The sequence below is a fragment of the Pauljensenia sp. C0170B5 genome, assembly GCF_056590195.1.
The window spans coordinates 1-5,462 of sequence record NZ_JBWPVR010000020.1 but is presented as its reverse complement, the minus strand read 5'-3'; the positions used below and the strand labels follow the sequence as shown (position 1 = coordinate 5,462).

Sequence of the window (5,462 nt, the reverse complement as noted above, 5' to 3'; positions counted from 1 at the left end):
GGTTTTTTCAACAATTGGGCATGCTTGTCAATGCTAATGGCCGAAACTTTAATCATGCTCAAAACTGTTATTCCCTTTGAACAGCTAGCTCGACTATGGACCGTAGAGATGTCCGCGCTCTCTATCAGTGAGGACGATTGACGAACGACTACGAGTCGTAGACCAATTCACTCGACGCACTACACCTGCGAACAACAACGATGCGATGCCCTGGACGACTGGCTTCACTTCCCCAATCACCACAAACCCCACTCAGGCCTGCGACAACAAACCCCCATCACACAATTAACCAATTACTCCGAACAGCACAACTAGTCCATTCACCTCAGGAGCAGTCGTTCCAAGAATGATGAACACGCACGTCGTGCCCTGCAGAACACCCGTCTCGAAGGTTTCCCACAAGGCCTGTGGCCCCGATTCCGAAGAATCGGGGCCACAGGTTCAGGTTCAGAGAGGGGAGCAACCCGCTCAGATGAAACTCAGGCGCGCTTGCGGGCGACCATGACGCCACCCGCGAGAGCGATGGCGGCAGCCACACCCATGAGCGGAGCGAAGGTCGCACCGGTCTTGGCAAGGCCACCTTTAGCCTCCTTGGCCTTGGCCGTTGCGGCCTCGGCCTTGGCCGTTGCGGCCTCGACGGTGAGAGGCGCCTTGGCGCTGACCCCGATCGTCGCATCGGTGAGAATGATCTCATGGGATCCGATCGGCGTCGTCGCGGGAATCGTGTACGAGAAGCGCACGACTTCGCTCTCGTCCGCGACTGCGGTACCAATCGTGATCGGATCGGAGTGGAGAACCGCGCTAATCTCATGACCGGCAGTAAAGCCCGTTCCGACGATCTCGATGCTCTCGCCGATCTTCACGGTGCTCTTCTCGAGGGTAACGGTTGGGTCGGAGTTCAGGTCTGTCCCGGGGTTCGGGTTTGTCCCGGGGTTGACGCCAGAGCCAGCGCCGAGACGCGCCTGCGCGTCCGCGCACTTCACCATGTCGTAGTACTCAGTACCCTCAGCGCAGAACCAAGTGGCATCGAGTTCGGCGTCCTTCTTCTCAAGATCCTTGATCCGTGCAGTAAGGTCAGCGCACTTGACAAAATCGTAGTACTCAGTACCCTCAGCGCAGAAGTACTGGGCATCAAGCTTCGCGTCTGCGAGATTAGCCTTCGTCTGGTCCGGGACCGGAGAGGCAACATCGCCAGACGGGGCGGCAGCCTTAGCGGCCTCAAGTTCCGCCTGCGCGGCAGCGAGAGCAGCCTGGGCATCCGCACAGCCCGCCATGTCGTAGTAGTCAGTACCCTCAGTGCAGAACCAATCGACATCAGCCTGCGCGCTTCTCACCTTCTCCTCGGCATCCTTGACCGCATCCGCAGCGAGCGCCGCAGGCGTTGCACACGCCATAGCGACCAGGCCAGCCGCAAGGGCTACACCAAACTTCTTGATTGACATTTTTCCTCCAGGGGTTCAATTCACACTGTTCACACCGTGTTCGATAAGATTTCGCGATAACCACGCCTGCGACACGACGCATGCACATTAGCCGCTAGAGGCAAGCCTCTCACCCCCCCGCTGTCAAGTTTTTGCGCAGAATTACACCCCATTCTGTCTACACACCGCATAAAACCGGGGAGGTGACAAGGCAATAAGAGGGCTGGGCAACGAAGCGCAGACACAATTTTTTCAACAGTTTGTTGACACGGACCTATTTGGTCGCTATAATGAACGAATTAAAGCGTCAAAACCGGAGGTTCTCCATGACCGCTTCATCGTCGAAGCTCAACGAACACGATCAGATTATCTCCGCCCTTCAACAGCTGGTTGAACCAATGAAAGCAACACTCGTCGGCCCCTCCGAGATCATCGTTCACGATCTCACTCGGCTCCCGAACTCAATCGTCGCGATTGGCGGCGATGTCACCGGTCGATCGATCGGCGATCCGGCGACCGACAAGCTCCTTGACGCCGTCGCCTCCGGAAATCTGCGCACCAGCATCGGATACCGGACAACGTCTCCGAGCGGTAAGGAGCTTCTCTCAACAACCGCCATCATCCGCGACTCGACCAACCAGCCCGTCGCCGCCCTGTGCATCAACCGTGACATCTCCGGCTGGGAGGTCCTTCATTCCCTCACGGGCGCGCTCGCGGGCCTCTCGCTCCCAATTTCCGCCGAAGAGGAGCAGGCGACGACCGAAGTCTTCGTTAGAGACGTCGACGAACTCGCGACACTCCTCCTCTCAAGGGCCGTTGCAGAGTCGGGGGTTCCCGTCGACGAGATGAGAAAGGAACACAAGGTCGAGGTCGTCCGACTCCTCAAAGCGAGGGGCTTCTTCCTCCTGCGCGACGCCGCCGAGACCGCGGCGAACGCCCTCGCGTGCACGCGCTTCACTATCTACAACTACCTCAACGAGATTGAGGGGGAATGATGACCGCTCCTAACGAGGACTTCAGCCGGCACCTGTCGCGCTGGGGCACGCATTCGGCGAAATGGGATCTGCTCGCCAAGGACCTCGGCGAGAACGCGATCGCCCTGTCCGTCGCGGACATGGAGTTCGTCTCCTGCCCCGAGGTCCGAGAGGCGATCGCTGACGCCGCCGCCCTCGGCGCCTACGGCTACACCGAGGTCTTCGACGACTTCGCCGAGGCCGCGACCGCGTGGATGAGCCGTCGCCACGGATGGTCCTGCGAGGTCGAGGACGTCCACTTCTTCCCCCGAGTCGTCCAGTGCGTCGCGGCCCTCGTCGATCACGTCCTGCCGCGAGACGATCGACCGGTCCGCGTCGTCACGCTCGATCCGGCCTACTCGCCCCTCCTCGAGGTGTGCGAACGCGCGGGCACCGATCTCGTCCGCGTACCCATGCGCGACACCGCAGCCTCCGCCTCGATCGACTGGGAGGCCCTCGAGAAGGCGCTCGCCGACGCGGACCTACTGCTGTGGACGAACCCCCACAATCCGACGGGCAGGATCTGGAGCGTCGACGAGCAGCGCCGACTCGCCGACCTGTTGCGCGATTGCCGCGCCCTCGTCCTCTCCGACGACATCCACTGCGACTTCGAGCGCCCCGGCGGGCAGCGCTATTCGGCCCTCGCCCGCGTCGCGAAGGACCTGTGGATGAGCGGACGGATCGTCCACTGCGCCTCTCCAGGCAAGACCTTCAACATCGCGGGCCTCGAAGCGACGGCGATCTGCGTCCACGGGCCCCTCGGCGCCGAGCTCGAGGCGGCGAAGAGGCGCATGGGTCTGCACAACCCGAATTACTTCGCCATCCCCGCGGCCATCGCCGCGTGGACGAAGGGCGACGCGTGGGTCGACGCCCTCGCGAAGGAGATCGACGCCAACCTCGAAGCCGCGAGGTCCCTCCTCGCGCGCCTCCTGCCGGAGGCGAGGGTTTCGGACCCGGACGGCACCTATCTCCTGTGGATCGACGCCTCCGCGTACATCGGCTCCGAAGCCGACCTCGTGCGCGCCGAGCGCACCGCCTCCGTCACGGTCAGCCCGGGACCCGATTTCGGTCCCGCATACGATCGATTCTTCCGCATCAACACAGCACTCCCCCGCCAAGAACTTTTCGAGGGGATCACCCGGCTCGCCGGGGCACTCACGAGGAACTGACGACCCATCGAAAGGACAACGATGTCTCCGACAACCCCCACCACTCCGACGAAGGCCGAGCGCAGGACTCCGAGCCTGCTCCTCGCCGCAGTCCCGGTCATCACGCTGATCGTCCTGTTGGGAGGCGGCTACATCTTCGCCGAACTCCCCGTCGAGCCCCTCCTCATCGCCTCCGCGGTCGTCGCGGGCCTGGTCGCATGGCGCCTCGGCTACACCTGGGACGACATCATGGGCTCGGTCGCCGAGAAGATCGCGAAGACGATGCCCGCGATCCTCATCCTCATCTCGGTCGGCCTCCTCATCGGCACGTGGATGGCGGGTGGCACGATCCCGATGCTCATCTACTACGGCCTGAAGATCATCAACCCGCAGTACCTCGCGGTCATCGCCCTCGTCGTCACCGCGATCGTCTCCCTGTGCACGGGCACCTCCTGGGGCTCCGCGGGCACGGTCGGCGTCGCCTTCATGGGCGTCGCGGTCGGCATGGACGCGAACCTCGCGATGGTCGCCGGCGCAGTCGTGTCGGGCGCCTACTTCGGAGACAAGCTCTCCCCCCTGTCGGACACGACGAACATCGCCTCGATGGCGACCGGCGTCAACCTCTTCACGCACATCCGCCACCTCCTGTGGACGACCCTCCCCTCCTTCCTCACGGCGGCCGTCGTCTACCTCCTCTTCGGCCTCGGCATGTCCGGCGGCCAGGTCCCCGAGAAGGTCAACACGATCCTCAGCACCCTCGATTCGGCGTTCAACTGGAACCTTCTGCTCCTGCTGCCGGTGATCATCGTCCTGGGCGGTTCGATGTGGAAGAAGCCGACGATCCCCGTGATCCTCGTGTCCAGCGCGGTCGCGATGTTCAACGCCGTGGTCTTCCAGGGCATCTCCTTCAAGGACACGGTCGTCGCAGGCGTCAACGGCTTCAACGTCGAAATGGTCGGCAAGACCGGCTTCGACGCCGAGAACGTCATCGAGGACGTCACGCGCCTCCTCAACCGCGGCGGCATGAACTCGATGATGTCGGTCCTGCTCATCTGCTTCTGCGCGATCACCTTTGCCGGCGTCGTCTCGGTCTCCGGTTCGCTCGACGTCCTCATCTCGAAGCTCCTCAAGCCGGTGCGCTCGACCTTCGGCCTCATCGCGGCGACGATCGCGACGGGCCTCGCGACGATCGGCATCACCTCGAACGGCCAGGTTTCCCTCCTCATCCCGGGCGAGATGCTCCGCGGCGAGTACGTGAAGCGCGGCCTCGACCCGAAGAACCTCTCGCGCACGATCGAGGACTCGGCGACCCTGTGGGAGCCGATCCTCCCCTGGACGTCTGCTGGCGCCTACATGGCGGGCACGCTCGGCGTCGCGACGCTCTCGTACCTGCCGTGGGCGGTGTGCAACTGGATCGCCATCGGCTTCGCCCTCCTGTGGGGCGCGACCGGCATCGGCATCGCGCGCCTGAGCGAGGAAGAGAAGGCAGCTCTCCAGGAGGCCTGAGCCTCCATCACACGCCACTCCTCATGGACAGGAGTTGCGCAATCGAGCGGGGTCCGAAGCTTCAGTTTCGGGCCCCGCTCGTCGGCGTTTGGGCTTCTCGCGTCGATACGACGCCGATGGCAGGGCGGTTGATCTGTTCTGCACGAACTACCTCGAGGTCGTTCACAACGGCGCCGAGACCGTCACCTATCCTTACACCTGGTCAGGCCCTGTAAACACTGGGGTCGCCAGCGGGCATAAGGCTGGAAGGTCCGATAAGGGCAGGGTCCACTCCACTTTGGATATTCCCCCCACTGGGTATTCCCCCCCACTTTGGCGCACAGCTGGCTTCTTGGACGTTCCTGTTGAAGTGCTTGTTCCAGCTGAAGCCATTG

4 protein-coding genes are annotated in these 5,462 nt (G+C 62.7%); 3 read left to right on the top strand and 1 reads right to left on the bottom strand.

Annotated elements, in window-relative coordinates:
• Positions 1 to 479: 479 nt before the first annotated feature.
• Positions 480 to 1,442, bottom strand: coding sequence for a hypothetical protein (locus tag AC1EJZ_RS11155; RefSeq protein ID WP_058236032.1), 963 nt, complete (start codon positions 1,440 to 1,442; stop codon positions 480 to 482).
• A 305-nt stretch (positions 1,443 to 1,747) separates the two neighbouring features.
• Between AC1EJZ_RS11155 and AC1EJZ_RS11150 the strand changes: the two genes are divergently transcribed.
• From AC1EJZ_RS11150 to nhaC, 3 genes are read left to right on the top strand one after another with little or no spacing between them, the layout of a single operon-like run.
• The gene (locus AC1EJZ_RS11150; RefSeq protein WP_058236031.1) at positions 1,748 to 2,416 is read left to right on the top strand and encodes a helix-turn-helix transcriptional regulator; all 669 of its coding nucleotides are present in this window, start codon (positions 1,748 to 1,750) and stop codon (positions 2,414 to 2,416) included.
• Complete coding sequence (locus tag AC1EJZ_RS11145; protein ID WP_319803193.1) at positions 2,413 to 3,603, top strand: MalY/PatB family protein; 1,191 nt, start codon at positions 2,413 to 2,415, stop codon at positions 3,601 to 3,603. The genes AC1EJZ_RS11150 and AC1EJZ_RS11145 overlap by 4 nt, the downstream gene beginning before the upstream one ends.
• Positions 3,604 to 3,624: 21 nt before the next feature.
• Positions 3,625 to 5,088 carry a Na+/H+ antiporter NhaC gene (nhaC, locus tag AC1EJZ_RS11140; protein WP_058236030.1) on the top strand — a complete coding sequence of 488 codons (1,464 nt, stop codon included), beginning with the start codon at positions 3,625 to 3,627 and terminating at the stop codon, positions 5,086 to 5,088.
• Positions 5,089 to 5,462: the final 374 nt, after the last annotated feature.